At 49.3% G+C, this 23281-nt stretch carries 25 protein-coding genes, 1 tRNA gene and 2 pseudogenes; 9 read left to right on the top strand and 19 right to left on the bottom strand.

The genetic code is table 11. The annotated features are described in order from the left end of the window. Positions 1-30: 30 nt before the first annotated feature. The 5 genes from CEK71_RS19885 to CEK71_RS19865 form a co-directional block, all read right to left on the bottom strand. Positions 31-984, bottom strand: coding sequence for a ribose-phosphate diphosphokinase (locus CEK71_RS19885; protein WP_088621010.1), 954 nt, complete (start codon positions 982-984; stop codon positions 31-33). Between the two features lie 40 nt (positions 985-1024). After that, positions 1025-1099 (bottom strand) — tRNA-Gln (locus tag CEK71_RS19880). Positions 1100-1103: 4 nt separating this feature from the next. Next, positions 1104-1976, bottom strand: coding sequence for a 4-(cytidine 5'-diphospho)-2-C-methyl-D-erythritol kinase (gene ispE / locus CEK71_RS19875; RefSeq protein ID WP_088621009.1), 873 nt, complete (start codon positions 1974-1976; stop codon positions 1104-1106). After that, the gene (lolB, locus tag CEK71_RS19870) at positions 1966-2550 is read right to left on the bottom strand and encodes a lipoprotein insertase outer membrane protein LolB (RefSeq protein WP_088621008.1); all 585 of its coding nucleotides are present in this window, start codon (positions 2548-2550) and stop codon (positions 1966-1968) included. The genes ispE and lolB overlap by 11 nt, the downstream gene beginning before the upstream one ends. 2 nt (positions 2551-2552) lie before the next feature. Next, positions 2553-4307, bottom strand: a complete 1755-nt coding sequence (locus CEK71_RS19865) for a tetratricopeptide repeat protein (protein ID WP_232463697.1) — start codon at positions 4305-4307, stop codon at positions 2553-2555. A 230-nt stretch (positions 4308-4537) separates the two neighbouring features. Here CEK71_RS19865 and hemA point away from each other — a divergent pair, with 230 nt between their 5' ends. From hemA to CEK71_RS19845, 4 genes are all read left to right on the top strand, one after another. Beyond that, positions 4538-5797, top strand: a complete 1260-nt coding sequence (hemA, locus tag CEK71_RS19860) for a glutamyl-tRNA reductase (protein ID WP_088621706.1) — start codon at positions 4538-4540, stop codon at positions 5795-5797. Continuing rightward, a complete protein-coding gene (gene prfA, locus CEK71_RS19855; protein WP_088621007.1) occupies positions 5794-6879 on the top strand; it encodes a peptide chain release factor 1 in 1086 nt (361 codons plus the stop codon). Before hemA ends, prfA begins: the two co-directional genes overlap by 4 nt. Before the next feature lie 77 nt (positions 6880-6956). Continuing rightward, positions 6957-7346 carry an Rpn family recombination-promoting nuclease/putative transposase gene (locus tag CEK71_RS19850; protein WP_088621006.1) on the top strand — a complete coding sequence of 130 codons (390 nt, stop codon included), beginning with the start codon at positions 6957-6959 and terminating at the stop codon, positions 7344-7346. A 50-nt stretch (positions 7347-7396) separates the two neighbouring features. Further along, positions 7397-7600 (top strand): hypothetical protein, encoded by a 204-nt coding sequence (locus tag CEK71_RS19845; protein ID WP_088621005.1) that lies wholly within the window; start codon positions 7397-7399, stop codon positions 7598-7600. 3 nt (positions 7601-7603) lie between these two features. Here the strand turns inward: CEK71_RS19845 and CEK71_RS19840 are convergent, their stop codons facing one another. From CEK71_RS19840 to CEK71_RS19830, 4 genes are all read right to left on the bottom strand, one after another. After that, positions 7604-7954 (bottom strand): cupin domain-containing protein, encoded by a 351-nt coding sequence (locus CEK71_RS19840; protein WP_088621705.1) that lies wholly within the window; start codon positions 7952-7954, stop codon positions 7604-7606. A 106-nt stretch (positions 7955-8060) separates the two neighbouring features. After that, complete coding sequence (locus CEK71_RS19835) at positions 8061-8675, bottom strand: undecaprenyl diphosphate synthase family protein (RefSeq protein ID WP_088621004.1); 615 nt, start codon at positions 8673-8675, stop codon at positions 8061-8063. 599 nt (positions 8676-9274) lie between these two features. Further along, on the bottom strand, positions 9275-9424 hold the full coding sequence (locus CEK71_RS22885) for a hypothetical protein (RefSeq protein WP_157679468.1): 150 nt from the start codon (positions 9422-9424) through the stop codon (positions 9275-9277). A 210-nt stretch (positions 9425-9634) separates the two neighbouring features. After that, a complete protein-coding gene (locus CEK71_RS19830) occupies positions 9635-10204 on the bottom strand; it encodes a chemotaxis protein CheB (protein ID WP_088621003.1) in 570 nt (189 codons plus the stop codon). A 252-nt stretch (positions 10205-10456) separates the two neighbouring features. Between CEK71_RS19830 and CEK71_RS22880 the strand changes: the two genes are divergently transcribed. The 3 genes from CEK71_RS22880 (at position 10457) to CEK71_RS19820 (ending at position 12593) form a co-directional block, all read left to right on the top strand. Further along, complete coding sequence (locus tag CEK71_RS22880; RefSeq protein WP_157679466.1) at positions 10457-10852, top strand: hypothetical protein; 396 nt, start codon at positions 10457-10459, stop codon at positions 10850-10852. A 204-nt stretch (positions 10853-11056) separates the two neighbouring features. Continuing rightward, positions 11057-11290 (top strand): hypothetical protein, encoded by a 234-nt coding sequence (locus CEK71_RS19825; protein ID WP_232463696.1) that lies wholly within the window; start codon positions 11057-11059, stop codon positions 11288-11290. 13 nt (positions 11291-11303) lie between these two features. Beyond that, positions 11304-12593 (top strand): Nramp family divalent metal transporter, encoded by a 1290-nt coding sequence (locus tag CEK71_RS19820; protein ID WP_088621001.1) that lies wholly within the window; start codon positions 11304-11306, stop codon positions 12591-12593. Positions 12594-12653: 60 nt separating this feature from the next. Here CEK71_RS19820 and CEK71_RS19815 read toward each other — a convergent pair whose 3' ends face one another. Next, positions 12654-14321 carry an alpha-keto acid decarboxylase family protein gene (locus CEK71_RS19815; protein ID WP_088621000.1) on the bottom strand — a complete coding sequence of 556 codons (1668 nt, stop codon included), beginning with the start codon at positions 14319-14321 and terminating at the stop codon, positions 12654-12656. A 372-nt stretch (positions 14322-14693) separates the two neighbouring features. Between CEK71_RS19815 and CEK71_RS19810 the strand changes: the two genes are divergently transcribed. Beyond that, positions 14694-16028: a hemolysin family protein gene (locus CEK71_RS19810; protein WP_088620999.1), complete on the top strand. Its 1335-nt coding sequence runs from the start codon at positions 14694-14696 to the stop codon at positions 16026-16028. Between the two features lie 59 nt (positions 16029-16087). On the opposite strand, the pseudogene CEK71_RS19805 reads toward CEK71_RS19810, so the two are convergent. The 4 genes and pseudogenes from CEK71_RS19805 to CEK71_RS19785 all read right to left on the bottom strand — a co-directional run. Beyond that, positions 16088-16318 (bottom strand): annotated as a pseudogene (locus tag CEK71_RS19805) (transposase domain-containing protein); the annotation flags it as partial. A 406-nt stretch (positions 16319-16724) separates the two neighbouring features. Further along, a pseudogene (gene tnpC, locus CEK71_RS23770) lies at positions 16725-17377 on the bottom strand (IS66 family transposase); the annotation flags it as partial. Between the two features lie 169 nt (positions 17378-17546). Further along, entirely contained in the window at positions 17547-17852 is a 306-nt protein-coding gene (locus tag CEK71_RS19790; RefSeq protein WP_088620995.1) for a helix-turn-helix domain-containing protein, read from the bottom strand. Then, positions 17845-18216, bottom strand: a complete 372-nt coding sequence (locus CEK71_RS19785) for a type II toxin-antitoxin system RelE/ParE family toxin (protein WP_088620994.1) — start codon at positions 18214-18216, stop codon at positions 17845-17847. Before CEK71_RS19785 ends, CEK71_RS19790 begins: the two co-directional genes overlap by 8 nt. 116 nt (positions 18217-18332) lie before the next feature. Between CEK71_RS19785 and CEK71_RS19780 the strand changes: the two genes are divergently transcribed. Continuing rightward, positions 18333-18602 (top strand): hypothetical protein, encoded by a 270-nt coding sequence (locus CEK71_RS19780; protein ID WP_157679464.1) that lies wholly within the window; start codon positions 18333-18335, stop codon positions 18600-18602. Positions 18603-18749: 147 nt separating this feature from the next. Here the strand turns inward: CEK71_RS19780 and CEK71_RS19775 are convergent, their stop codons facing one another. The 5 genes from CEK71_RS19775 to CEK71_RS19755 all read right to left on the bottom strand — a co-directional run bounded on the left by CEK71_RS19775 (position 18750) and on the right by CEK71_RS19755 (position 23091). After that, positions 18750-20030 carry a TolC family protein gene (locus tag CEK71_RS19775; RefSeq protein ID WP_232463695.1) on the bottom strand — a complete coding sequence of 427 codons (1281 nt, stop codon included), beginning with the start codon at positions 20028-20030 and terminating at the stop codon, positions 18750-18752. A 309-nt stretch (positions 20031-20339) separates the two neighbouring features. After that, on the bottom strand, positions 20340-21401 hold the full coding sequence (gene trfA, locus CEK71_RS19770; protein WP_088620992.1) for a plasmid replication initiator TrfA: 1062 nt from the start codon (positions 21399-21401) through the stop codon (positions 20340-20342). Between the two features lie 121 nt (positions 21402-21522). Next, positions 21523-21990, bottom strand: a complete 468-nt coding sequence (locus tag CEK71_RS19765; RefSeq protein ID WP_088620991.1) for a hypothetical protein — start codon at positions 21988-21990, stop codon at positions 21523-21525. A gap of 118 nt (positions 21991-22108) precedes the next feature. Continuing rightward, entirely contained in the window at positions 22109-22585 is a 477-nt protein-coding gene (locus tag CEK71_RS19760) for a hypothetical protein (RefSeq protein WP_088620990.1), read from the bottom strand. Between the two features lie 143 nt (positions 22586-22728). After that, complete coding sequence (locus CEK71_RS19755; protein ID WP_088620989.1) at positions 22729-23091, bottom strand: hypothetical protein; 363 nt, start codon at positions 23089-23091, stop codon at positions 22729-22731. Positions 23092-23281 lie beyond the last annotated feature (190 nt).

Here is a 23281-nt window from a genome sequence, read left to right as displayed (position 1 = left end):
CCCGCACTTCAACGTGCTTTTATTAAACTTTTAATCAACATACAGCGAACTGACCGACTCACCGACGGCGATACGTCTTATCGTCTCCGCCAACATTTCGGCAACTGTCAATTGTCTTATTTTTCCTGAATCTATCGCTTCTTGGCTTAACGGTATGGTGTCAGTAACCACCAATTCGTCCAGTGCCGAACCCGCCAAGTTTTTCATTGCCGAACCTGACAGCACGGCATGTGTACAATAAGCCAAGACCTTGACGGCCCCGTGCTTTTTTAACGCTGCCGCTGCGTGGCATAAAGTGCCTGCGGTATCGACAATGTCGTCAATCAGGATACAACTGCGGCCATCAACATCGCCAATAATGTGCATGACTTCGGCGACATTGGCTTTTAAGCGCCGTTTGTCGATAATCGCCAAATCGGCATCATTCAAACGTTTGGCTAACGCCCTTGCCCTGACTACGCCACCCACATCGGGGGAGACGACAATCAAATCTTTATACTGTTGCCGCCAAATGTCACCCAGCAAAATGGGCGAGGCATAGACATTATCAACAGGTATATCAAAAAAACCTTGGATTTGATCAGCATGTAAGTCAACCGTCAACAAACGGCTAGCCCCAGCCTGCTCAATCATTTTCGCAACCAGCTTAGCGCTGATAGGCACACGCGCCGAGCGCGACCGCCGATCTTGCCTAGCATAGCCATAGTATGGCATGACTGCGGTAATCCGTGATGCCGATGCCCGTTTAAGCGCATCAATCATCACCAGTAACTCCATTAAATTCTCATTGGTAGGAGCGCAAGTAGGTTGGATAATAAAAACGTCTTTACCACGGACATTCTCTTCAATCTCTACCGCAATTTCCCCATCACTAAACCTGCCGACTGCCGCCATCCCTAGGCGCATATTCAACTTCTTAACAATACCTTCGGACAAGGCTAAGTTAGCATTTCCAGAAAACACCATCATCGAGGTGTCATTCATTCAAGCTCTCCCAAATAGAATTTAACTCAGTGTGGTAAAATGGCTGGGTCGCAAGGATTCGAACCTTGGTATGCGGAGATCAAAACCCCGTGCCTTACCGCTTGGCGACGACCCAATAATCAAGATATAAAATCACCCGACTTCATCATTGAAAACAAAGGTGATTCATTGACGGATTTAGTCAAGTACACTTGCCACTTAGTTTTAAGTGACTGGTACGCGCTAATCGCATTTGTTTCTGAATCAAACTGTGCAAAAACACAAGCCCCAGTTCCAGTTAATTTTGCATCTGAAAATTCAGACAAATCAACTAAAGCATCTTTAACGGATGGATAACGCTGGCAGACCACATCAAGACAGTCGTTTTGTTGTTGGCCTGCTGTAAAGTCAGATATTCTGATGGATTTGCTGTCTCTTGTCAACCCTTCTGCACAGAAAATTTCTTTCGTATTGACATGACAATCCGGCTTAATAATAACAACCCATTGTTCAGAAACGGTTATGGCCTGAATTTTTTCGCCCACACCTTCTGCCCACGCCGCCTGACCAAAGGCAAAAATCGGCACATCCGCCCCTAATGACAAACCCAGTTCCATGAGCTTCTCGGTGCTTAAATGCAGCCCCCATAAGACATTCAGCGCAACCAAAACGGTGGCGGCATCGGAACTGCCGCCGCCCAAGCCGCCGCCCATCGGCAGGTTTTTTTCCACCTCAATACAAACCCCTTCGCTACAGCCCGTCGCCGCTTTCAGCAAATTCGCGGCCCTGACTGTCAGGTCGTCGGCTTCGGCGACCCCAGGCAAGGGGTGTTTCAGACTGACCCGCCCGCTGGCATCGGGGTGGAAGCGGATCTTATCGGCCAGTTCGACAAACTGGAACACCGTTTGCAACAGGTGATAACCGTCTGCCCTGCGCCCGACAATGCGCAGCATTAAATTCAGTTTTGCCGGAGCCGGCCAATACGCCGCCCATAATGCCTGCTTAGTGCCCATCCTCACCCTTTATGACCCATTGCTCAATAATTAACTTTAATTTTGCCTGTCCGTTCATCACGGTCATTTTTCGCGGCAATACGCGGCGGCCCACCGTCTGCATTTGCTTATACTCGACCAGCCAACCCGCTTGCCGGAAACCGGACGGCATGTCCACATAAGCCTGCTCCGTAGCCGGCAAGCCGATAATCCAGTAAGCTAATGCCTTAATCGGCACATTCATGCCCAATTGCTGGTTAATAAACGCCTCCGGCTGGGCCGAAGTCTGCACATTGCCGCCGCCCCGGTCGATACTGACCGTCTCGCCCTGCAAACGGATGATTGTCGCGCCCTGCCCTAAAGGACCGGACAATTTTAGCTCATCATGCGCCGGGTCATGCTGCCAAAGCAGGTTCGCCGACCAAGCCTCTTTGCCGCCGCTTAGGGACATGCGCCCCTCCAACGCCCAGTCCGGCAAGGGCGGGCTATTGGCCAGCACCGCCCTTGAATAACTGCCGTCTGGAATGACTTCAACGGTGTTGCAGCCGGACAACCATAACGCCACAGCTAACGCCGCAAAAATAGGCCTACGCATGGCTATTGGGCGGGATCTAAGATGCGGGTTTTAAAATCCAGCAAATAGCGGTCGCTTGGTGCTTCTTTAATAGCCTCATTAAAGATTTTTTTAGCTTGGTCTTTCTTGCCCAAGAACCACAGCACCTCGGCCAAATGGCCGGCAATCTCGTTCTCTTTCTGCTTGCCGTAGGCCCGTTGCAGATAATCTAAAGCCTTGGCGGTATTACCCAGTTTAAACTGCAACCAGCCATAGCTATCCAAAATCACCGCCTCATCAGGCGAGAGCTTTAACGCCCGTTGCAGATAACCCTCCGCCTCTTGGTAACGGGTGGTTTTGTCCGCTAAGGTGTAACCCAGAGCATTTAAGGCCTCGGCATTATCAGGATGCTGGGCGATGATTTTTTTCAAATCCGCTTCCAATACGTCCAGCTTACCGACATGCTCAGCCATCAAAGCGCGTGCATACAGCAAACCCTTATTATCAGGCTCATCTACCAACGCTTTGCTTAATAGCTCAAAGGCCTTGGCATACTGGCGCTGTTGGCTAAACAACTCCGCTTGGACAATAATAATACGCTCTTTTTGTTGCGGATATTTTTTCGCCAACGCCACCACACGGCTTTCCGCTTGGGCGAATTGCTTATCCCTACCCAACAGGCCGACAGCGGCAATACCCGCCTCAAACCCCAAACGTTCGTCATTGACCTTATCGTACCAAGCCAAAGCCTTAGGTATGTCGTTATCCTGCTCGGCAATTTTGCCTAAATAATAACTGGCTTGCGGTTGCCATTGCGGGTCTTTCAATAAGGGCGTAAGGGCATCTTCGGCCTCATCCGGCTTATCTTCCTGCAAATACACCAGACCTAAAGCCAAACGGCTCTCGGATTCTTGCGGGTTGGCCTTAATAATCGCCTGATACAGCGTGATCGCCTCATCATAGTCACGGTTTTTAATCAAAACCTGCGCCAGCACCTTTTTGATTTTGATGTCATCGGGCGATTTCTGCACGGCGGCTTTCAGAACCGTTTTCGCCTGATCGAAATGCCCCGACATAATCGCCAACTGTGCTTGGAGCATTAAGGCCTTATCCCAATTAGGCTGTATGCGTAACGCCTCGGCGACTTTAGCGGCGGCCAAATCCGGCTTGTCCATTTGCGTTGCCAACAAGGCCTCGACAAAATACACTATCGCTTGGTTAGGATGCCGGGCGGCAACCGTATCCAGCACCTCCAAAACCGGCGCGGACTTATTGGCTTTTTGCAACACACCCGCCAATTCCAACAAAGCCTTGTCAAAATTTGCCGGATCATTTTTCAATAAGGACTCGATATGCTCCACAGCCGCCGCTTTGTTACCCGCTTGCAAAGCCGATAAGGCGGCAAATTTCCGCGCCGTGGCATTATTAGGGTCTTGCCGCAACCAAATCTTTATTGCTTCATCCAATTTGTTGCCGTTTTTCAGATACATGGCTATCATGGCGGCACGTTCGGCAAAACGCGGGTCATGGACACGCTTTGCCGCTTCCATATAACCTTCCAAAGCAATATCATATTGACCACGCTGTCCTGCCAATTCAGCGGTTAACAGCATAAACAGCACATCAGGGTCTATAGAAGTATTAACATCTTTGGGCTTAGGCTTAATCACGGCAGGCTTATCGGCGACCTGGACCGCGTCGGAAACCTGCGGCTTATCCGGCGCACTGGCGCAGCCGTATAGCAAGACCAGCGTAGTTACTGAGAATAATCTAAAAATAAACAGTCTAAAAGTTAACACTCACAATCCTATTTTAGGTCTCAAAGGTAGGGCTATAGATTAGCAGAAAAAGCCGTTGATTTAGAGAGCTGATTACAGCATTTTCATTAAGCTATTCTATTTCTTGGCATAGAGCGAGATAATATACGGCTGATTTAGCAAAAAGCCATCGGCGCAGGCCTAATTTAAGCCCTTATAGCCCTGGCAAAACCCATATCGAAACCGGTAACGTCCAATTGACCACCCATACCATGACACTCCTTGCCGTAGGGATTAATTACCAAACCGCTCCGGTCTCTGTCCGCGAACGGCTGTCCTTCCCTGCCGACGTCTTGCAGCCTTCCCTGCAAGAGCTGCATAACCTTAAGGAAATTAGCGAAGCGGCGATCCTGTCGACCTGCAACCGCACCGAATTTTACTGCGCCGCCAGCACCACCAACCAGCAAATCCTGATTGATTGGGTCGCGCAAAATAAGCATTTGGACAGCCATGACCTTACCCCCTACCTGTACAGCCACACCGGACCCGCCTTAATCCGGCATATTTTCCGCGTCGCCAGCGGCTTAGACTCGATGATCTTGGGGGAACCGCAAATCTTAGGGCAAATGAAGACCGCCTACCAAGCGGCTTGTGACGCGGGAACCTTAGGCAAACATCTGGGCAAACTGTTCCAGCACACCTTTACCGCCGCCAAAAAAGTCCGTACCGACACCGCCATCGGCTCCAGCCCGGTGTCGGTCGCGTTTGCCGCCGTGCAACTCGCCCAACAGATTTTCGACAAGCTCAGCGAACAAACCGCCCTGCTGATCGGCGCGGGCGAAACCATAGAGCTGACCGCCCGGCATTTAAGCCAACAAGGCATAGGCCGACTCATCATCGCCAACCGCACGTTTGACAAAGCCCATGCCCTCGCCACGCAGTTTAACGGCTATGCCATCGACTTGTCGGAATTGCCTAACCACCTGGCTGAGGCCGACATCGTCATCTCCTCAACCGCCAGTTCCTTACCGATATTAGGTAAAGGGCGGGTAGAGAGCGCCTTAAAAAAACGTAAACACAAGCCCATGTTTATGGTAGATTTGGCAGTGCCGCGCGATATTGAGGCGGAAGTCGAACAATTGCGCGACGTATACCTGTACACGGTTGATGACCTCCAACACACCATCGACCAAAACATGAACTCCCGGCGCTTGGCGGCGGCCCAAGCGGAAGAGATTATCGACACCCAAGTCGACTATTTTCTGGCGTGGCTACGCGCCCAAGGGGCGCAATCGACCCTGCGCGACTTTCGCCTATCTGCCGAAACCATCCGCGATGAAGCTTTACAAAAAGCCCAACTTGCGCTCAAAAACGGTGCGTCCGCCGAAGAAACCTTAAACCGTCTCGCCCACACCCTCACCAATAAACTCATCCATACGCCCAGCAGCCAAATCAGGATTGCCGCCGAAAACGAACGTCATGACTTAGTCGCCGCTGCCCGCGAAATTTTTAAACTCAGCGATACCCAATGAAAAAATCCATACAAATCAAACTTGAAAATCTGTGCGAACGCTACGACGAAATCGCCGCCCTGCTCTCAGAACCGGAAGTGCAAGGCAACCAAAACCGCTTCCGCACCTTAAGCCAAGAATACGCGCAAATCACCCCGCTGGTAGAATGCTATAAACGCTATGAGCAAGCGCAAGACATGCTCGCCTCGGCCAAAGACATGCTCAATGACAGCGACGCCGATATGCGCGAACTGGCTAAAGAAGAAATCCGGGATGCCGAAAACCAAATCGACGCGCTCGACCACGAGTTGCAACTGTTATTGCTGCCCAAAGACCCTAACGACAACCGTAACATCTTTTTAGAAATCCGCGCAGGTACTGGCGGCGACGAAGCGGCGATTTTTTCCGGCGACTTATCGCGCATGTACCAACGCTATGCCGAACGGCGTGGCTGGCAAACCGAAATCATTAACGAAAGCCATGGCGATCACGGCGGCTATAAAGAAGTCATTTTGCGCGTTTCCGGGCGTGACGTGTATTCGCAACTAAAATTTGAATCCGGTGCCCACCGCGTCCAACGGGTGCCTGAAACCGAATCGCAAGGCCGTATCCATACCTCCGCCTGCACCGTCGCCATCATGCCGGAAGTGGACGAAGTCGATGCCGTCGACATCAATCCGGCTGATCTGAAAGTCGATACCTACCGCGCCTCCGGGGCAGGTGGCCAGCATATCAACAAAACCGAATCGGCGATCCGTATCACCCACATCCCTACTGGAGTGGTAGTGGAATGCCAAGATGAGCGCTCACAACACAAAAATCGCGCCCGCGCCATGTCCTTGCTAGCCTCGCGCCTGCTTTCCGCCGAACAGGAAAAGCACCATGCCGAACAATCGGCAACCCGTAAGCTGCAAGTCGGCAGCGGCGACCGTTCCGAACGCATCCGCACCTATAACTACCCACAAGGCCGCCTCACCGACCATCGCATCAACCTGACCCTATACAAGCTCGACGACATTATGCAAGGTGGCTTGGAGCAAGTCATCCAGCCTCTAATCCACGAACACCAGGCGGAAATGCTCACGCAATTGGGCGAAGATTAAGGCAATCAGCCTTTATGACATTCTGCTGTTAGGCCTTGTCGCCGATAAATCCACCTCTATATGTCGGTAACTTTTACATGGACTGGCTACGCGATAATCCCCAAAAGCAGGATTTGCCGCCGATATTCCCGCTGGTGCTGTACAACGGCAACCCAAAATGGACGGCGGCGACTGATTTTGCCAGCCTATTGGGGGAAAACAATATCTTGGGCAAATATACCCCGCAGCTTCACTATTGCCTGATTGACGAAAGCCAATACGACCTTGAAAACCTGCGGCAAATGGGCAACCTCGTTTCCACCTTGATTATCGCGGAACGGTGTACCGACATGGCGGCCATCAACCAAGCGTTTCTGGGGCTCTATGATAAATATGACCCGCTTGGGAGCGAAGAAAAACAACCCTTCATGGACTTGCTGAACTGGTTCATTCAGCTTATCCTAAGGGAGAAAGTTGAAATGGTCTAATAAAGCCTGACACTTCCAAAGGCATATTATAATGTCAGCAGAGGTGAAAAATGAGCAAAACAGATAAAGTCAAAAAACCCAAATTTACCCTGGAATTTAAGCAAGATGCGGCCAAATTGGTGCTTGAGAAAGGCTTTATTTCGCTTTTTATAACGGCAGACGTTCGCATTCGACATTGGGCTATAAAACCCCTTTGGAATTTGAGCGGGAATTTTACAGCAAGGTTGCCTAAGAAAGTGTCCGGTTTTTGTTGACCATTACACCTCTCGGGTGTGATGGACGACACCGTCCCGATGGTTCGGCGGTGCATAGAGAGTATAGAGTTTCAGTGGGACACTGCCGGTATTGATGATATTGTGCTTTATCCCAGCCGGGACAACTACCGCGAAGCCGGTGCGGATCACCGTCCTGACGCCATTAAGAACCGCCTCACCGGCCCCCTCCTCAACGCGAAAGAATTGATCGAGCTTGTGGACTTCCGCACCGATCTCTTCCTTGGGCTTTAACGCCATGAGGACAAGCTGGCAGTGCTTTGCCGTGTAAATTACTCGACGAAACTCGTCGTTCTTAACTGCGAGATCTTCGATATCTTGTACAAAACCTTTCATAATGATTCCTTCTTTGTTGGATTGCCCCATGGGGCGTTCGATGCCATTCAGAACAGGCGCACTTTTATTTCCCCCGTTCCCATATTAAAACTGGAGGTCCACGATCTTACCCGCCGAGTGTCTGATCCTGTTTTTTATACCAGGCGAGTGCCTGCTCAAAATGCTGCGGATCAAAATCTGGCCAATATTCATCCCTGACATAGATATCGGCATAAACCGATTGTACCGGGAGAAAGCCGCTCAATCGGCGTCCTCCTCCCCAGCGTACAATCAAATCCAGACGTGTAACTTCATCTGAACGCAGGCCACCGTTTTTAAGACCGGCCAGATCCCATTCCCAGCCATAATTGACGAGTAAATTTACCTTCATTCCGACACCCTGGCGCTGCCGGAATTCTGTTAACACTTTGGGGAATTGAGTCGATGTCTCATCGCCGACAACAAGCAGAGCCGCTCCGCGGCGTGCAATCTCGAAAGCGAAAGTGATGCAGGCTCCGGAGAATGCCTGTTTCTGAATGGAAGGCCGTTTAGTATTGTCTTGGGTAAATCCATAAATGGAAACCTCCTCTATCCCAAGTTCTTTGCATTTCTCATACAGCAGCAACCCCGGATTAATACCATGGACATATCCAGCCTCTTTTGGGAAGCTATGATCTGTGGCCCAGCGGCGATTTCCATCGGGAATGAAACCGACGTGACGCGGGATATTATTTTTTGCCATTGCAATCCTTATTTCAACATGATGTAGAACGATACGACAAGAGCTTATGCACAATAAGCAAATTGAGCCATTTGCCATCGCTGGGTCAGGGCATTGAACAAACCACAGGCCGTTTGCATGATGGCCGTATAAATCAGATGGGAACACCGGAAGCGGTTGGCCATGATCGCCCACAATTTACCTAGCCGATGCCATGTTCCACCCTAACCCTGGCGGCGTCCAGCCGGGAATTGAAGGCTTGCTGTTGTCCCGTCAGTTCCTGGCCGGTCACTTTTGCAGGGTGTGCAGACCGTTAGGCTCAGAATCAGATGCACAGCACCAGGCACGCGAACACTAATGGCCAGGTGGTCAATGTCATCATCAGCCACCACCTGGGCTTTCAGCGGGAAGGCATTTTTTTACCAGAAGAGTACCCTTTGTGGGTAGTATTGTCCCAGTAGGGACCGGACACGCGTTGTTCGGCGGCGTCAGTCAGCAGGCACCCGCCAAGCAAGCCATCATTACAAATTGCTGCACATGACATGACTTAAATTCAGTTATAGTCCAGTCCTCAGAAGACGGTGTCTCGATTTATAATGCCCTTATTAAACGGCTACAGCTTATTTGCCTCGAAAGAAAAATATCCAAAGAATCACACAAATCCCTCCTGGTACACCGAGCATCCATAAAAGCAACGGTGGCAGTATCCTGCCTTCTACTTTGCGACTAAACGTCATAGCCTTACCTTTTAATTGACTTAATTTGTTCATGGCTTTCTCCAAAAATTGATGGTTTAAATATTGATGACAATTGTGTTGGGCTATGATCCGATGTTCATAAACAGCAACACGAATTGTGATACCAATGATATGCTTTTAATGATAAGCAACACAAAGTTGCGGGTCTGTGCGGTATCGAACCAACCCCAAGGGGTTTCTTAGGGAAGGGTGTTTATGAATCAGTCAGGTTTGAAGCGTTTCTTAGGCTTCAGCGTGCGCAATTCGCATAATTTCTTGAGCGATATTTTCAGGCGATAGGATAAAATCGATGCACCCAGTGTCAATTGCGCTCACCGGCATGTCAGGCCGGAGAGCCGTACTAAGCTGCTGCGCGATGGTAATGCCGCCTACTGCTTTTATGTCACACAAGGCTGCGGCCCCGTCGCCATCATAGCCAGAAACAATAACGGCAATAAGCTTGCCGTCCCAATGGCGAGTAAGCGAACGCAGGAAAACCGTGATGACATCAGGCCAGCCACAAGGCTTGGATATAGGCTCTAGACGGAATTCTCCATTTTGGACGTGTAAATCCCGATTTTCAGGGATGATAAAGACACGATTAGGTTCGATCATCAAATTTTTCGCGATTAGATCAACTGGCATGGTTGTGTAGTTTGGAAGAATTTCATGCAACAAGGTTGGAAATTTTGTGATGTGATTAACGATGACGATAGCCACACCCATGTCAGCCGGCAGATTTTTCAATAGCCGAATATAGGCGTCAAGGCCGCCAGCCGAACCGCCGACGCAAACAATTGGGAAATTTTTCATCAAGGAACCTGCTTTAGATTGTCGCTATGTGATATTGGGTTTGTAGACCCATGAGGGACGCTTCCTGATATCACCTAGCATCGCGTCAACAATGGGTCAGCATATGCCCACCCGATCGCAAACACAGTGCGGAAACCAACATAGACCGCCATATAACGGTATGTGTGGAATCGCACGGACAACCTAAAGCTGGGGCGTATATTGGCAGCAGCAATCGTTTTTCTTGAAGCCCGTTCTTAGTGGAGTTCTAACATGCGTAATTCAGTTGCTGGATTAATTCTAATCATGACATTGCCGATGGTTTGTAAGGCCGAAAAAGCCGCTACCAACACGCCAGGAGTCCCGGTTGCCGGATCTAACGAAGCCCAACTTCCAGAGGCCGTTCCGAGTCCATCTCCTGAGGCATTATCACCCGACTCCCATCCAGGGAAGACCTCACAGGGCGGTAGTGCAGACTTCCCCAATACGCAAAGCGAAGCCTTCAATATCTGCTTACGCGCTACCCAGCGTTTCGAGCAACAGGAAAAGGCAAAAGGGACTAGCAAAACGGTATCAGCACCGTTGTCTGCTTCGTGCAAAACGGAATTGAAACCAGTATCGTATTGGCTTTTGCATGGACAAAGAATCCATTACGGAAGTCGACTTTAATGTCGCCCATACGCATTGTGCGAAATAAACTAAATGACGCCTCTTTACATTTCAATAAACAGCCACCTAATCACCTCCACCGTGCGCTAGAAAACATTGCTAGGTTTTTGGCCTATTGTACGCAGCCGTACAGACTGATTTTAAGGGGTAGGGGTATAGTGAGCCGAAATCAGAAAACTATTTGTAACTAACGAGAAAATGATTATGGACACCCTAGATAAAGCATCGCACCACGCACACGACACCTTTGATAAGATCGCCCATGCGGCGGATCAGACAGCAGAACTACTGGGAGAAAAAAGCGAAGATTTACTGGATGCCGAGCGACAACTGATGAGGAAAACACGCCATGTTGTCCGTAAAAACCCCATAGCCACAATGGGTATCGCGGCTACTGCCGGTTTTCTGCTAAGCCATCTGCTGATTCGCTGCCGTTAAATCGGCAAAGAGTATGACCCAATCTAGCAAGCCAGCGGCAACGTCCGGCAAAAAACAGTCTTTGTGGGCCAAACTTGGCCCAGGCCTCATCAGCGGTGCCGCTGACGATGACCCAAGCGGCATCGCCACATATTCCCAAGTCGGTGCTGGGTTTGGCTACGCAATTCTTTGGACCGCACTTTTCACCTTCCCGTTGATGGTGGGTATTCAGACCATCAGCGCCCGCATCGGTCGGGTGACCGGGCAAGGGTTGGCGGCTAACATTCGTCGGCATTATCCGCCCTGGCTACTGTACGGCATTGTCTTATTGTTGCTGATCGCCAATACGATCAATATAGCCGCCGATATTGGCGCCATGGGCGCAGCGCTCAAACTGCTCATCGGGGGGCCGGCTCATTGGTATGCCATCGGTTTTGGCCTGCTCTCACTCGGCCTACAAATTTTCGTGCCATTTCCACGTTATGCGCCTATTTTGAAAACGTTAACGTTTGCACTGCTCGCTTATGTGGCCACCGTATTTGTAGTCAAGGTACCGTGGAGTGAGGTAGCCTACCAGACCCTTATGCCGTCTTTATCGGTCAAATCAAATTACTTGCTTGCCGTGCTGGCGGTATTTGGAACCACCATCAGCCCCTATCTTTTCTTTTGGCAAGCGTCCCAAGAAGTGGAAGACCAGCGTGCCGCACCTGGCGAGGAACCGTTAGTGGAGGCGCCAGAACAAGCATCGGCCGAATTGCAACGTATCAATATCGATACCTACGTTGGCATGGGATTTTCCAATCTGGTCGCTTTTTTTATCATGTTGACGGCGGTTGTCACATTGCACCTGCACGGCATTACCGATATTCAGACTTCCGCCCAAGCGGCCGAGGCGTTGCGCCCGCTCGCGGGCGATTTCGCCTTTGTACTTTTTACCGCCGGCATTGTCGGTACCGGACTACTTGCCGTGCCGATTTTGGCGGGTTCGGCGGCTTACGGCATTGCCGAGGCCTTTAGATGGCATATTGGCTTAGGCCTGGAGCTGTTACACGCCCGCGGTTTTTACACCATTGTTATCATCGCCACAGTGCTCGGCGTGATACTTAATTTTACGCCCGTCGATCCGGTCAAGGCCTTGTTTTGGAGTGCGGTCATCAACGGGGTCATTTCCGTACCCATTATGGTCGTCATGATGCTGATGGCCGTGCGCGTGGATATTATGGGTAGGTTTGTCATTGGCCGTTGGCTAAGGATTTTCGGATGGCTGGCAACGGTGAGTATGGCGATTGTGGTATTGGCGCTGTTCGCAACCTGGCTGGATTGACTTTAGCTGTGATGGCCTTGCAAAGGTTATAAGGCGGCTTTTATGACATACCCGCTCCAGTTAATCTAACTGATTGGCTATGGCCAAAGATTGCCCCGCGCTAACCAGCGCTTTTGGGCAGTCCAGTCGCCCCGTGTGAATTTCGATGAACATCAATTGATCAGCCGTAACGGCTATAGCCAATGCGGCTTCAAGCTCCCCTTCGGTGTGGACATCAAAACCTAGGCCGCCGCCAAACACCTCCACCAGTTTATGATACTGCCAGGGCTGGATATCATTATAAGGATGATCACTAATGACGCGCTCTATTGTGTAGCCGTCATTATTGATCAGGAAGATAACGGGCTTGAGATGGTTGCGGATCATCGTCGACAGATCTTGGCCAGTTACTTGAAAAGAACCATCCCCTACAAATAGCACGACCTGCCTAGCTTTTGCCGCCATAGCGGCGCCTAGGGTGGCTCCTATGCTGTAACCGATGGAACCATAAAAGGTTTGCCCTATAAAGGTGGCGCCTTTGGGCAGCAGCAATTCGGCTGCACTGAATAGGGATACGCCCGTTTCTGCAACGACAATCGCATCGTCTTTTATAAAATGACTCATGCGATCAAAGAATCGCTTGATGGTCAGCGGTTTTTGCCCATCAGAAAAGTAATGTTCGGAACGGCGATGTATACAGCCATCAGTTGCCGATTGGATAGCCAGGGTTGCCGAATCGCGACGGGTTAGATTTTCGCTCAGCCCAAGGATAAAGTTATGGAGCGACACGTTCTCATAAATATGATGCTTGATCCTGACGGAACGGATGTTGACGCTGATCGTCTTCGCCGCATCAAGCTCGGCGGTAAAGCCGCCCGTGTTAAAGTCCGTAAGCAATGCCCCTAGCTGTAGAATACAGTCGGCAGACTCTACCCGATTTCTTACATAATCACGGCTCCGGTCTCCCTCATATAAACCGATGAATTGTGGATGCTGTTCTGACAGAACGCTTTTACCCAACATCATGGTGGCATAGGGAAAGCCGGTTTTATCGATGAAGTCGGCGAAGGGTTTTTGCAGTTTAAAACGTATCAGCTCCACGTCACCAATCACGACGGGTTTCTCTGCATTGTTCAGCATTTCCGTGGCTTCGTTGATGGCTTCTCCAAGCACATCAGGATCACTACCGAGGTTTGGCGGGAACAGGAAAGCCTCCGGATAAGGACATTTCATCATCACCACATCGGCGGGAAGGCTGATATACACCGGTTGTTGATGGGAAAGACACACCGATAACACCCGGTCGATCTCTGCAGGCGCCATTTCGGCAGAAACCAGTTCGGTCGATGCAGCCGTTATTTTCTCGTATAGCCGCAGTGGGATCTGATAATCGCCTAACGTGTGATGCAACAATGGCCGATTGCGGAAATTAATCGTCGACGGTGAGCCCGTGATCACCACTATAGGCACTCTCTCCGCGAACGCGCCTGCTACGCCGTTGATGGCGCTTAATTCACCCACACCATACGTTGAAGAAAATGCGCCAACACCTCGAATACGCGCGTAGCCGTCAGCCGCATAGGCCGCGTTGAGTTCATTGCAGGTACCGACATAGGCCAATCCGCTTTTCAAAACCTGATTGAAAAATCCCAGCACGAAGTCGCCCGGCACTCCAAACAGGTGATCCACGCCTATCTCTTTCAGTCGGAAGATCAGGTAGTCTGCAACGGTGATGTCTGAATTGCCCATAGTGCCGGTTCCTTATCTTGCCGCGTAGACAAGATCAAATGGTTAATGCGTGAGAGATCAAGTTGCGGTATAAATACCGCTAATGGTCACATGGCTTGATGGCTCAGGATACTTGCAAACTATCATCGGGTCGGTGCGGCAAAGCACATTTGATGGGTCGTTGAAATTTCGGCTCGGATGGTTAGCCAGCCATTGTTAGAAACGCGGTTTAGGGAATATCACGGAGACGGATATTGAGGCGGTGATGCACAAGCTGAATCACCGCCCACGCTAAACACGTAATTACCAAACACCCCATGTCGTGTTTTTTGCTGAAGCCGAGCAGGAGGCCGTATGATACTTAGGATTGTACTTCGGAGTTGAATCCACGCTATGAATAACTTGTTGCTTATCGTTGTCGCGTTATTTCTGGTCGCCCTCAATGGTTTCTTTGTCGCGGCGGAATTCGGACTGGTCAAACTGCGGCAGACCCGTATCCGTGAAATTGCCAAAACCCAAGGCCTGCGCGGACGCGTTCTGGCGAAAATCCATGTAAAACTGGATGCTTATTTGTCCGCCTGCCAATTGGGCATTACCTTGGCTTCGCTAGGCTTGGGCTGGGTCGGCGAACCGGCGTTTGCGGGCTTGTTGGAGCCCGTGTTGGTTAAGGTTGGGGTTATTTCACCTGAACTGATCCATGGTGTTGCTTTCGCCATGGCTTTTTCCGCGATTTCATTCCTGCATATCGTTGCCGGTGAACTGGCGCCGAAGTCGATGGCGATACGCAACCCTGAAAGCATTGGCTTATGGACTGCCGTCCCGTTGTTCAGCTTTTATTGGTTGATGTTCCCCGCCATCTGGCTGCTCAATTCCAGTGCCAATCTGGTGCTTTGGGTGCTTGGGCTTCGTGATGCCCATCATTACGAGGCCCGCTATTCAGCAGCCGAACTCAAACTGATATTGCGCAGTAACAGCTTGGCCGAACGCTTCACGCGCGATGAATGGAATATTCTCGCACAAACATTGGATTTCAGCGAATTGGAAGTGTCCGATTTGATGCGCCCTAACCACGAAATGGTGGCCTTGTGCCACGCCAACAGCGTACAGGAAAACTTGGACATCATGTACCAATCACGGTTCAGCCGCTATCCGTATTTTGCCGCCAATCATGTGGACGTGCTGGGTGTCATCCACTTGAAAGATTTGTTTTTTGCCCGGCAGGAAGACAAGGCCATAGAAGATCTGACCCGCTACCTGCGCCCCATCCAATACATTCCGTCCGATACACCGTCGTTGGAGTTATTGCGCCATTTCCGTACAGGGGCGTCACACTTTACGGTCATCGGCGAGAAAGGGCAAAAGCCGGAAGGCTTCATCACCCTGGATAATTTGATCAGCGCCATGGTCGGTGAGATACGTGACGAGTTTAAGCAAAACACGAATGATTGGAGCAGGCTGGATGACGGCACGCTGATGGGCAAGGGAAGTTTGCCGATATTTTCGCTGGAGCGGATATTAGGTGTTGATATTGAAAATGAGGAACTCGATCTGGAAGACACCGTATCAGTCGGTGGCCTTATTTTGTCCAAACTCGGGGATATTCCGGTGGAGAACCAGAGAATCGGGTTCCATCAATTTGATGTCTTGGTCAAAAAAATGCACGGCCCCCGCATTGTGATGGTCCAGGTTTATCCTAAGTCGTCCGGCAACCCAGGTGACACACCATGATCTGCACAATGATGAAGCCCGTTACAATGCCAACCTGTCAATAAAGTAAGCGCGTGTCCCTACCACGTTGCCTTTTCAGGTAAAGTTTGTTTGATCGCCTTTATTTGTTCGGGTGTCAAAGGCAACAATTCATCAATGTGGCTATTAGGCCACACGGGCAGTTTTTCCAATGTTTCCTTCAGCCATACCGCCGGGTTTAGGCCATTAAGCTTGGCTGTGCCCAGTAAGGTTTGGATTGCGGCGGCACGTTGCCCGGCACGTTCGGAACCGGCAAACAGCCAATTTTTCTTGTTATGTAAAGCTTTGCATAATAAGAATTATGCTCAGTCCGTTATTATGCTGAGTAAGTATCGGAAGTCGTCAGCACGCCTGGCTTTCCACGCTGCTGACTTTACATAATATTAAAGACCCTCCAGGAACTTTAGAAGGTCATCCGATGGGTGATAGCGCATCCGCCCAATTTCTGGCGGTAATGCCGCTGAACGGATTATCGACAAGCGAGTCCAGGTGAGTAAGATCCGCCAGATGGGTTTCAGTAAACATGGTTTTATTCCTATAGCAATTAAAGAAGCTACAGGAAACCACAAATTATTATGCTGAGTTAAAATCAGTCATGTGGTGCTGTAAATCGCGCCGTTATGCGGCTTCGCAGTTGACTACAGGCGAACTATGCATAATAACGGACTGAGCATAATTCTTACCCAACGCAATGGGCCGGATGCAGTTTTCCACGGGGTTGTTGTCAATCGGCAGATGTCCGGTTTTCGCATAACGGACTAGGGCGGGCCACCGTTTTAAGGTGTAATCCAAGGCTTTGGCGGAAGCGCCGCCGGGGGCTGTGACGGTACGGGTTTTCAGGAGCCAGTCATGGAAGGCACGCAGTTGGGGCTGGCTTTTTTCCGCCCGCAGTTGTTGGCGTGCCGCAATGCCCAAGGCTTTGCCTTCGGCTTCGACGGCATAAAGCACACTGATGCGTTGTAATATTTCCCATGCCATGGGGCTCTTGTGCCCCTGAGGGTATTGGTTGGCTTGGTGCAAGTCGAAGAACTTTCGCCGCGCATGGGCACAAAGCAGGCCAGCTCGGTGCAGGCGCCGGTGTCCGTGAACAGGGCTTTGTAACCTGCATAGCCGTCGACCATCAGGTGGCCTTTCCACGCGCCCAAAAACTGGCGGGTATGTTCGCCGCCCCGGCCTTTCTGGTAGTCGAAGACGATCAGCCGCGGCCCGGCCTCCGCGAGGTCGTTGCTGCGGTACGTTCAAAGGTAGGCCTTACGGGTTTTGCCGTTGCCGGGTTCCAGTTGCGCCACGGAGGGTTCGGCGGCATGTAAGGCACCGCCCCGCAACAGGTGCCATTTCAGTAGGGGCTTGCAGGATATTCTGCTAGGCACTGCACAACTTTATGAGGGGTTGCGGGAACGGGCGGAACGTGTTGATTTAGATTAAATCGCCACACAATTTACCGCAGCGTATTTAATGCCTCAAATAGGGGGGGTAGGTGAACGGTTACAGACTGGCAATTCATAACGCAATAACATCAAGGCCTTTTCTTTCGACAATAGACAACAACTTGAGGGTTGCCCCTGTCGGTTTCGCTTCGCCCTGTTCCCATTTTTTTACCGCCCGGTCTGAGACATTCAGGTAAGCGGCAAAAACACTTTGGCTTAACCCTAATGTCTGTCTGATAGCGGTGATTTGCTTGGCGGTATAGTGGGGGACGGGGGGTAAGGAATGGGGATCAAACTGCCGTAATGTCGTTTTATCAATCGCCCCGACTTCATACAGGTCTTTTGCCATTGCGCTGAGGGTATTTTGGATATCAGTCATTTGCAAGCCCGATTAAGGTGTTGTTGTCAATTAATGCGTTCATTTGCACGGGGGATAAATTAAGAAAGGCTTTGGCCATGATTTTAAAGCCTTCCAGCTCCGTTTTTGAAATGTTGTCTTTTTCATTTTTGGCAAAGCCGTGAGCAAAAATAATAGTGTCGCCCTGTTTCATAAAATACAGGATCCGGTAAGCGCCGCGCTTTCCTTCACCCGATCTGCTGATACGTTTTTTATAAACATGGCCACCTAAATTGGCATCACACAGCCCGTTTTCTATTTCAAAAACAGCTTTTTTCAGGTCATCATCAATGATGCCCTGTTTTTTAGCCCATTTTTCAAATAGACGATATTTAAAAACCCTCATGCAGCCCCATCTTTTTTTACAGTATTATACCCTGCTATTCACCAATTGAAATAGCCAATACCAACAAGAAAAGCAAATGCCCAAACCCATTTTGGGTGGCAACAACCCCGCAGTAATTGAACACATATTTCCCATGCAAACACATTTTTGCCGATAGCTTCTGCCTCTGCTTTGCCAAGGTAAAACACTGGCAGCTTTGGGTGGTTATTGGAGATGACGTTACCCAAAACCGCGCCAAGCAGATAAGGTTTTATGCTTATGCTTATGCTTATCCTGTAAACCAACAAACACAAGAAAAAGCCGTTTTTGTGATATGTTTTGAAAACATGCACAAGAAAACGCTATTTTTGTGCATGTCTTTACCAGCCATTATTCCGGTTGCATAGGGTATGCCGTAGCCGTTCGTGAGAAAAAACGCAACAGCGGATAATTTTATATGACATGCTCGTTTATTGATGATCTTGGCTGTCAATTTAGGGTGCACCCTAACCGCCACCTTCCCGTTATGTGTGGATAGACAGTACAGTTAGCGTTTACTTCATCTTTTCAAAAGCCACAGTTAATTGCCCGGAAGCCCTTAAGGTATCAAGCTCGGACTCAATTTCAGCCACCAACAGATCGAAATGGCCCAATTTGATTTCGGTGCGCGATCGCGAGGAGTCCAGCAACTCCAACAGGCCGGTTTTCCCCAGCCGGTAGGCATCCTCAGCCATTTGCCTCAAGCCCGGCAGCGGCTCCAGTACGTCGCGTTCAAATTCGGCGAGCGTCGCCCGCCGCCCCGCCAAGACCTCTGCCGCCCGCCCAAGCTCCCGCCTTGTGGCGGCCAAGGCCAGTTCCCGCTTAAGCAAGGCCGCCTGCTTTTCGGCGGATGCCTTGGCCATGCCGCCTTGCCCCCTATCAAAAATCGGCAAGTCGACAGAGATGCCGACGAAGGTCGTATTGCCATAAGGCCGGTCGGTGAACGCGGTGCCCAGCAGCAGCGAGGGGACGGGCCAACGTTCACGGCGGGCGCGTTCCAAGCCCGAATCGGCGGCGATGGTTTCCCGGCGGGCGCTTTCCAGTGCCTGGTTATGCAGTTCTGCCTGCGCCCATAGCGTGCCGGTGTCCGCCACAATCCCGATAGGGGCAAGCACTCCGTTCGCTTGCGGCCTCCAATTGGGGAAGCCCAACAGCACGCCGAGTTCGCCGGCGGTGCTGGCGGTGCCGCTTTTCACTCCCTCCAGCCGCGCCTTCAGGTTATGGCTTTCCTGGGTGATGCGCAGGACATCATAGCGGCTGGCCGTCCCGGCACTTTCCTTGCCTGCTATAATCGCCCGCAAGCGCTCAAGTTCCCGGCCGGCCTCCTCCAACACCGCCACCCGTTGCTGCTCCGCCAGCAATTGCACAAATAGCCGCCATGTGTCGCGTATCAATTGGTGGTATTGGCTTCCGGCATCGGCTTCGGCCACGCCAACCCGGCACTCTGCGGCCTCCTTACGCGCCCCGCGCTGCCCGGCCAGTAACAGCGGCACTTCCACGGTGACGTTCTGTTGCGAGGGGCCGTCGAACTGGGTGTTCCAGCGCCCGCCAGCCTGGTCAAAACGGCCATAGCTTAGCCTGGGATTGGGCAAGACATCCGCCGTCACCACATCGGCCTGCGCCACATCAATTTGGCTGCGGATAAGGGCATGGCGAGGGCTTTGGTCGTGGACAATCTGCAAGAGCTGGCGGATCGAGACGGTGTCGGGCAACTCCGGGCTTTCCCCGGCCTCCCCGGCAAATACAGACGCGCTGCCCCACAGCAACAACAGCAATAAGACGGATGTCTTGGCCAATATAGCCAAGCCAATATAATTTGATATGATAATAGGCTATTGTAAAAACGATCATCTTGAATGGAAAACGAATGGCTTATCCAGCGGCATTCAGAAAAAAACTGCTTTCAGTGATGAAAGAACAGGGCCTGACCATCCCGGAAGCCGCCTCTAAACCCGTTAGTTCATGTCTCTAAACCCGTTAGTTCATGTCTCTAAACCCGTTAGTTCATGTCTCTAAACCCGTTAGTTTATGTCTCTAAACCCGTTAGTTTATGTCTCTAAACCCGTTAGTTCATGTCTCTAAACCCGTTAGTTTATGTCTGGTGCTTACTTCGCTTTTTTGATTAGAAAGCGGTTTTGACTTGGTGAATGATTGCGATTTGTTTTGATGCTGTCGCCATCTTCGTTTAACTCGTAACCACTTAAAAACCCCGTTTCTTTTAGTTCATCATGGGCTTTTATTAGGGTTCTTTTAATACCTGCTTTATCATTGTTTTTTAACCCTAAAAGGCTGGCTAATGTTTCAAACTTATGAAAACTAGGCATTACATGGCTTGAATAATAGGCGTGTAAGCCTTTAGCGGTGGAGTTCCTGCCTAATGCTTGGCGTTCTTGTTTATCAACGCTCGCCCAATTCCCACCATTAAAAATAGTAGCAAATTTTGGGTTTATAGAAATTTCATAATTTTGGGTTAATTCGTCCCTAATTCCGCCGTGTAGCAACTGCCCAAAATACCGCTTTTTATGGTCGGTTATGTCAATAACACCACTACACAAACGAATTAAAACAGCGTGTAAGCGTTTATGTTCCTTACCCCCTGTCGCTATTCCTAACGCTTTTAGCAATGAATGAGCGGAAAATTTTAATTCTGTGCCAAGTGGCAAAGGTTTTGCCATGTTCAATAGTTCTAAATATATATCAAGGTCGGACTGGTCAAACTGTTCTCCTGTGAACTCCACCACCACGCCCCCAATAGAAAAAACTTTGTTTGCTTTAACAAAGGGGCGGTTTTCTTTTTGTTTAGGGTTCATGGCTGGGAATAATGCAGAACGAAAAAAGGCGTTAGGGCTTGCCCTTTTGTCGTTGTCCCACAATTCAAGCTGAATTGTTTTAAGTGGTGAATTGGTGCTAATGTTGGGGCTTTTTTCCGCTTGCTCGGCGGTTATAATCTCAATTTTATTTATACCACTGATTGAAGCATTAACCGCTATTTGAAAGCTGGTTAAATAGTTTTGTTTTATCTTTTGAGCAATAAAGTTAGTTGCTGCAACGATAATAATTTTATTTTCGTCTTGTACAAGTTCCAACGATTCAAACCAGCTTATATAAACGGCTTCGCCGTGCATCGCTTTAAGCTGTTTTTTAACTTGGTCGGTTTGGTCGGTCATTTTTCCTATTGCCTTTCTTGGTTCGCCTTGTTACCTTCAAAGGGCAGTACAGCCCGAAGGGGCGATGATTGCCAAAGAGATAAAACCGCTCCCGCTGTCAAGTGTGAGCGGTTTTTTTTGCCTATCGTCTACCAAACAATTTATAAAGCAAGCTGCTTTGTGGCTGGTCGGCTTTCTTTTCTTCCTGCGGTTCTGGCTTGGGTCTCTGGTCGGTCAATAGCAATTGTGTTGCCTGTTCCCTCCATTTGTCCCTGTCTTCTTGTAAGTCGCTTATAACTTTTTCTAGGGTGTTGCGTGTTTCGTCCTTTGCTAATAGCAAAGCCTCTAACCCTTTGATTTTCTCAATCAATCCGCTATTTTCTGGCTGTCCTGACTCTTTTTTTAATAGGGTCGTTTCGTGCTTACGCAACGCATCCTTTTTTAATTTTTCCGCAACGGGGGGAAACACTCTAAAAAGCTCGCTTGGCTCTATTTCATAGCTTCCATTTTCGTTTTTTCTTCCGTTAAGCCTTCTGCCTTCAATGGCTCTTGAAATTGTTGTGGGTGCTACGCCTGTAGCTTTTGCTGCCTGTCTCAAGGTTAAAAACACTATAAAAAATCCTAGTCGTTTCGTGCTTACGCACTATGTTGCGTGACATAATCACGCAACACTATAAGCTAAAAACCACAAAATCAAGCGTTTTTTCCGCTCCCCTTAAAACAATATGTTAGTATTCGCTATGAAATCCGAAACGATGCTCTTCTAAAATTTCATGCACCGCACGCCATACATTTCTTACGGGGTCGGCTACTCTGTGAAATTCATCTACATAGTGATACCTAACATTATCTACGAAATCCCTCATTTTAACTTTTGTGCTTTCATGATGTATTGTGTGAATCAATGTTTCATACGCTACATCTGTTAAAGCCTTGATAGCACCACGCCCTGCGAAAATAACTTTCGGCAAATGCTTAAATCTTGCCTCTTCTTGTGCCATAACATTGGCTTTCCAGCTATAAAATAAATAGCTACCATCTGCGACAAATTCTTTCTTATCTTCGTCCGTTTGTTTTGAGTTTTCATAATGATTTAGAAGTTTAGCAGCAGACGCATAATAAATTTCATCTTCACTACAAGCCTTTGCTAAATCCTCAACAATAACCCGCCCTTCTCTTAATAAGGATTTGTAATCATTAGCCATAAACCACACCTCATAAAGTCCGCCCTTAAAATGAAATAAGCAAGAAAAGGTTTAAGGGCTTTCACCCTTTCTAGCTGGTTCGTTTTACGGCAAAAAAATATCACAACTTTATTATTTTTGGTAATTTATTTTTTAGGTTTTTTTCAGGAACTTTTACCGCCTGTTTCTGTCGGTTTAGGCTGTTCATTTTCCGTTGCTTTTTTGCTATTTCTTGTTGTTTTTTTGTCTGGTATTTTACCCGTCAAAATCTCTTCAATGGCGTTGATTGCGTTATCTCGTTTTGCCCCTGCTGGCAAGTGCTTTAACAAATCCGCCTTCAGTTTTTCAGGGCTTAAATCTTTTGCCATTAACGCCTTTTCCACCATCTCGCCAAAACTCCATAAAATGGATAGTTTCCGCTTTTTTTCGGCTTGGGTTATTTTTGCAATCTCGGCTTGTTTTTTGGCTTCAAGCTGTTTAATCTTTTTATCAAGATTTTCTATGGTCGTTGATTTTTTGGTGTTCATAACACAAGCCTTATTTTCTATTTTGTTAAAAATTCACTATACAGGTTTTATCATAACAAAAAGCCTTTATATATTAAAAGGCAATTAAGTTTTAATAGGCACTGGGAGCGGATAGTTTGGCGGGGGTGTCCACGCACTGGCGGAGCGATAGCGTAGCCAGTGTATAAGTGGACACTTCCGCTAAACTAGG

This window comes from Methylovulum psychrotolerans (assembly GCF_002209385.1).
Lineage (GTDB): Bacteria > Pseudomonadota > Gammaproteobacteria > Methylococcales > Methylomonadaceae > Methylovulum > Methylovulum psychrotolerans.
This window is presented reverse-complemented; position numbering and strand designations above follow the sequence as displayed.

What these genes read in the sequence shown, in the direction of transcription:
- CEK71_RS19885 (WP_088621010.1), bottom strand. Translation starts at nt 984, where the DNA reads ATGAATGACACCTCGATGATGGTGTTTTCTGGAAATGCTAACTTAGCC.
- ispE (WP_088621009.1), bottom strand. Translation starts at nt 1,976, where the DNA reads ATGGGCACTAAGCAGGCATTATGGGCGGCGTATTGGCCGGCTCCGGCA.
- lolB (WP_088621008.1), bottom strand. Translation starts at nt 2,550, where the DNA reads ATGCGTAGGCCTATTTTTGCGGCGTTAGCTGTGGCGTTATGGTTGTCC.
- hemA (WP_088621706.1), top strand. Translation starts at nt 4,538, where the DNA reads ATGACACTCCTTGCCGTAGGGATTAATTACCAAACCGCTCCGGTCTCT.
- prfA (WP_088621007.1), top strand. Translation starts at nt 5,794, where the DNA reads ATGAAAAAATCCATACAAATCAAACTTGAAAATCTGTGCGAACGCTAC.
- CEK71_RS19850 (WP_088621006.1), top strand. Translation starts at nt 6,957, where the DNA reads ATGGACTGGCTACGCGATAATCCCCAAAAGCAGGATTTGCCGCCGATA.
- CEK71_RS19845 (WP_088621005.1), top strand. Translation starts at nt 7,397, where the DNA reads ATGAGCAAAACAGATAAAGTCAAAAAACCCAAATTTACCCTGGAATTT.
- CEK71_RS19840 (WP_088621705.1), bottom strand. Translation starts at nt 7,954, where the DNA reads ATGAAAGGTTTTGTACAAGATATCGAAGATCTCGCAGTTAAGAACGAC.
- CEK71_RS19835 (WP_088621004.1), bottom strand. Translation starts at nt 8,675, where the DNA reads ATGGCAAAAAATAATATCCCGCGTCACGTCGGTTTCATTCCCGATGGA.
- CEK71_RS22885 (WP_157679468.1), bottom strand. Translation starts at nt 9,424, where the DNA reads ATGAACAAATTAAGTCAATTAAAAGGTAAGGCTATGACGTTTAGTCGC.
- CEK71_RS19830 (WP_088621003.1), bottom strand. Translation starts at nt 10,204, where the DNA reads ATGAAAAATTTCCCAATTGTTTGCGTCGGCGGTTCGGCTGGCGGCCTT.
- CEK71_RS22880 (WP_157679466.1), top strand. Translation starts at nt 10,457, where the DNA reads ATGCGTAATTCAGTTGCTGGATTAATTCTAATCATGACATTGCCGATG.
- CEK71_RS19825 (WP_232463696.1), top strand. Translation starts at nt 11,057, where the DNA reads ATGGACACCCTAGATAAAGCATCGCACCACGCACACGACACCTTTGAT.
- CEK71_RS19820 (WP_088621001.1), top strand. Translation starts at nt 11,304, where the DNA reads ATGACCCAATCTAGCAAGCCAGCGGCAACGTCCGGCAAAAAACAGTCT.
- CEK71_RS19815 (WP_088621000.1), bottom strand. Translation starts at nt 14,321, where the DNA reads ATGGGCAATTCAGACATCACCGTTGCAGACTACCTGATCTTCCGACTG.
- CEK71_RS19810 (WP_088620999.1), top strand. Translation starts at nt 14,694, where the DNA reads ATGAATAACTTGTTGCTTATCGTTGTCGCGTTATTTCTGGTCGCCCTC.
- CEK71_RS19790 (WP_088620995.1), bottom strand. Translation starts at nt 17,852, where the DNA reads ATGACTGATATCCAAAATACCCTCAGCGCAATGGCAAAAGACCTGTAT.
- CEK71_RS19785 (WP_088620994.1), bottom strand. Translation starts at nt 18,216, where the DNA reads ATGAGGGTTTTTAAATATCGTCTATTTGAAAAATGGGCTAAAAAACAG.
- trfA (WP_088620992.1), bottom strand. Translation starts at nt 21,401, where the DNA reads ATGACCGACCAAACCGACCAAGTTAAAAAACAGCTTAAAGCGATGCAC.
- CEK71_RS19760 (WP_088620990.1), bottom strand. Translation starts at nt 22,585, where the DNA reads ATGGCTAATGATTACAAATCCTTATTAAGAGAAGGGCGGGTTATTGTT.
- CEK71_RS19755 (WP_088620989.1), bottom strand. Translation starts at nt 23,091, where the DNA reads ATGAACACCAAAAAATCAACGACCATAGAAAATCTTGATAAAAAGATT.